General features: G+C 56.2%; 3 protein-coding genes. All 3 read right to left on the bottom strand.

Translation table 11 applies throughout. The annotated features are described in order from the left end of the window. Positions 1-12: 12 nt before the first annotated feature. Positions 13-2,097, bottom strand: a complete 2,085-nt coding sequence (locus AWB69_RS44915) for a recombinase family protein (protein ID WP_062093187.1) — start codon at positions 2,095-2,097, stop codon at positions 13-15. 270 nt (positions 2,098-2,367) lie between these two features. Continuing rightward, positions 2,368-2,820 (bottom strand): helix-turn-helix domain-containing protein, encoded by a 453-nt coding sequence (locus AWB69_RS44910; RefSeq protein WP_062093186.1) that lies wholly within the window; start codon positions 2,818-2,820, stop codon positions 2,368-2,370. Between the two features lie 188 nt (positions 2,821-3,008). After that, positions 3,009-3,328 (bottom strand): DUF5372 family protein (locus AWB69_RS44905; RefSeq protein WP_231937460.1); only part of this gene is annotated, 320 nt, incomplete at its 5' end.

Raw genomic sequence — 3,328 nt, 5'->3', positions numbered from 1 at the left:
AAGGCTTACGCTTCATACTGCACCTTGTGTGGTTGGTGGAACAGGGATAAAAGTCGGCTCTGTCGAACTGTAGCGGCCTCCTTGCCCTTTGACCAAGACGACGTCGCCGAGGGGCTCGTAGAGGCAGCGATGCAGGTTTCCGTATCGATGCTGGTGCACCACCCCGCGCTGGCCCCACAGGTAAATGGTAGTCGGGCAGACTCCGAGTTGTTTGGCGAGCTCGTTGGCTGTCACCATGCCGCGTGCGCGCAGGCGTTCGAACCGGCTCTTGAGTCGGTAGGCGGTGCGAACAATAGATACCTTCTTATGCGTGAACGATTCGCCTTTCCAGTTTGTATAACCCAGCGCATTAAGTTGTTCGGCGACTTGCCTATCCGAGCAGGATTCGAGGAGTTCATCGACCTTTGCGACGACTTCAGGCAACGTCTTACGAATCAGCGCGATAGGCTTGGGCTTGTCGATTTCCAACGATGTCGTTCGACCGCCACGAAAACGTACATGGATAGCGATGCGTTCTGCCTTGACCAGGGTTACGTCTTCAATGAGTAAGGCGATCATTCGTTTGCGTTCGACCGGCACCACGCGCTGGTCATTCCAGACACGAGGGAAGTCTTCAGCAAGCGCGCGAATCTGGGTCCGCGCGTCGCTGCTCAGAAGCTTGTGATCGGCATGCTGAAGTCGTTCGTTCTCTTGCTGTAATGCATCCAGTACGCGCAGACGTTCATTCCAGTCTGCTTCGAGTGAGTCGGCGACGAGCCGGTTCGTTGGATCGACACTCATATAACGACGGCGCGCAAGCTCGGCGTCGTAACGCGCTCGAACTAGTTGCTTCTGACGCTGCGCCGCGGCCTGTCTGACGCGCCCCGATATCTCATCTTCGACCGCTAGCGCGACCTCGAGCACAGCTGGCGCAACGCTCTCCAAAAGCAGCGAGCCGATAGCGTCATCGATGGCGCTTCCGCGAACCGATTGGCAGGGTTTGCCTGCGCGACGTACCGGATTCTCCGTGCACATATAGTAGGGCTGAAGTTTATTATCGACCTCTTGATATCGTACGCGCATGCGTGCTCCACAGGCACCGCACACGACACGCCCCTGCAGGAGGCCGACACCCTCACGTGGCATGCTGCCACGTCGATCGAGGCCGAATCCGGTTAGATTCTGCTTAAGCGTAGCCTGGTTACGTTCGAACTCGTCCCAATCGATAAAACCCGGATGAGAATTCTGAATCAGCACTTGCCAGTTCTCGCGAGCAACCTTCAGCGATGTGGATTTGCGACCGGGACGGTATGCTCCGCGGGTGCGCCCGTACACGAACGCACCGGCGTAACGAGGGTTATGCAGAATCTGAATGACTCGGCAGTGCTCCAGGGGCCCCCAAAGCAGGTCTCCCTTCCCGATTCCGCGGCGGATGCGACGCGGAAACAGCCAGCCTTCCTGGCGAAATCGCCTGACCGTCGCGGTAGCGGATGCAGCTTGCCGAAACGTGTCGAAGAGCAACTGCAGCGCTCCCCGTACTTGTTGATCAGGATCGAGCGCCACTGAGCCATTCGGGTGATAAACAAGGCCGATCGGCAAAGGCACTTCCAGTTCGCCCCGGCGTGCCTTGTTCTTGATCCCGCCTTGCAGACGACCCTTGAGAATATGAAGTTCAGCCTCACTCATGGCGCCCTTCAATCCCAGTAGAAGACGGTCGTTAAATTGACCCGGATCGTAAATTCCATCTTCGTCCAAAATCAAAGTTTGCGTGAGCGATGCAAGCTCGATCAGGCGATGCCAGTCCGCATTATTACGCGCAAGACGGGACACTTCCAATCCCAGCACGATGCCGGCGTGACCGTTGGCCACCTCGGCAACCAAGTGCTGAAAGCCGTCTCGTTCCTTAGCACTGGATCCGGACATACCGAGATCGTTATCGACGACGTGAATACGCTCAATTGGCCAGCCGAGCGAAACGGCACGATCGCGCAGTGCATATTGCCGCTTCGTACTCTCGGTATTCTCGAACACCTGTCGAATCGACGATTGGCGAACATAAAGAAAGGCATCTCGCCGAAGATGTTCCGAGGTGACCTTCTGAGCGGAGTTAGTAGACATGGGCAAGCTCCTCGTGGGCGCGCAGCACGAGGTTGGCCAGCACGCGTACGAGCGCACCGTTATCCCGCACTGAGTTGGAATCAAACACGGCTGGGACGGCAACTTCGGTGCACAGAGCGTGCGAGAGTTTGATCGCGAGGCCGTTCAATACACCATGAAAGCGTATTGCGGCGTGGCCTTCGGAGTGAGGACCTGTGCCGAAGAAGTCGGCCCGCAGAGCTTCGTAGCGTCCAAGCGCCGACGATGGCGAAGTAAATTGAGCCGAATCGTCTACGGTTTTTTTTTGCGCGCCAGCGCGCGTTCGATACTGCGTGGGTGGACCGATAGATCCAGCGCGGTTTCTATCTCCTGAGCGAGCGCGCGAGCGGGGATGGTGCTGTCGTGCTGTAAGCGCTCTTCGATGAACGCCATAACCGTCGAGTTGAGTTTGTGTGCGCCTTTGGGCCCACGCTGTTTCGGGAGCAGCCCCGGCAACCCCTCGCTCGCAAAGGCACTCTCTGCTTGATAGAACGTTGGCCTGGACATTCCGAACAATGCGGCCGCCTCGGCCTTGGAGGCGCCGTCGACCTGAACATGACGCAACATCTCGTACTTGACCTGAACCATGTCGTCGGGATCGAAGAAATCGCCCGATCGGAACCAGGGCGCTTGTATTCGATCGGGATGAGGATTGAGGCCGCCGAGTTCGCGTAGTCGATCGCGCTTTGACGGCGGCTTGATCATTTGAGGATCTGTCATTGTTAAAATGACAACTAAAATATGACATAATAATCAAACTGTCAAGGATCTCTATGATTGATTTATTCTGAAATATCGGCAATTCAGAGCCGGATAGGCATAAGACGTCGTGTTCAATCAGATGCCTCAGCATCGTAATGACGGCGTATTTATCCTTACACGAGCGGCGAAATTTATTTGACATCGCGAGCACCTAGCAAATCGTCGATAAGCGCACGCAATCGAAGCAAGTCGTCCGTTCTAAACGAGGATCGAACTCCCGAAGCTTGCGCGAACAAATCCGGTTCCGGCACGTCCGTCCAGGATGCCAAAACCGAACGCAGGCGCTTGTTGGCGTCGAAATACATCACCCGATCCTCGCCCCAGTTCAGCCGCCGGCTGACCAAAACGAAGCTATTTCCGTGAAGCGGGTGAAACGGATGGGTGATCTCGAACAACCCGCCTTTGACTACGCGTTGTTCCTCATGACAGACAGTTGCTGACTTACGAGAAG

It is taken from the genome of Caballeronia udeis (assembly GCF_001544555.2).
GTDB classification, from domain to species: domain Bacteria; phylum Pseudomonadota; class Gammaproteobacteria; order Burkholderiales; family Burkholderiaceae; genus Caballeronia; species Caballeronia udeis.
Note: the sequence above shows the minus strand (reverse complement) of the source record. Positions and strands in the feature narration are given on the sequence as shown.

Excerpts from the sequence above, each read along its gene's own strand:
- AWB69_RS44915 (WP_062093187.1), bottom strand. The coding sequence starts at position 2,097 with ATGTCTACTAACTCCGCTCAGAAGGTCACCTCGGAACATCTTCGGCGA.
- AWB69_RS44910 (WP_062093186.1), bottom strand. The coding sequence starts at position 2,820 with ATGATCAAGCCGCCGTCAAAGCGCGATCGACTACGCGAACTCGGCGGC.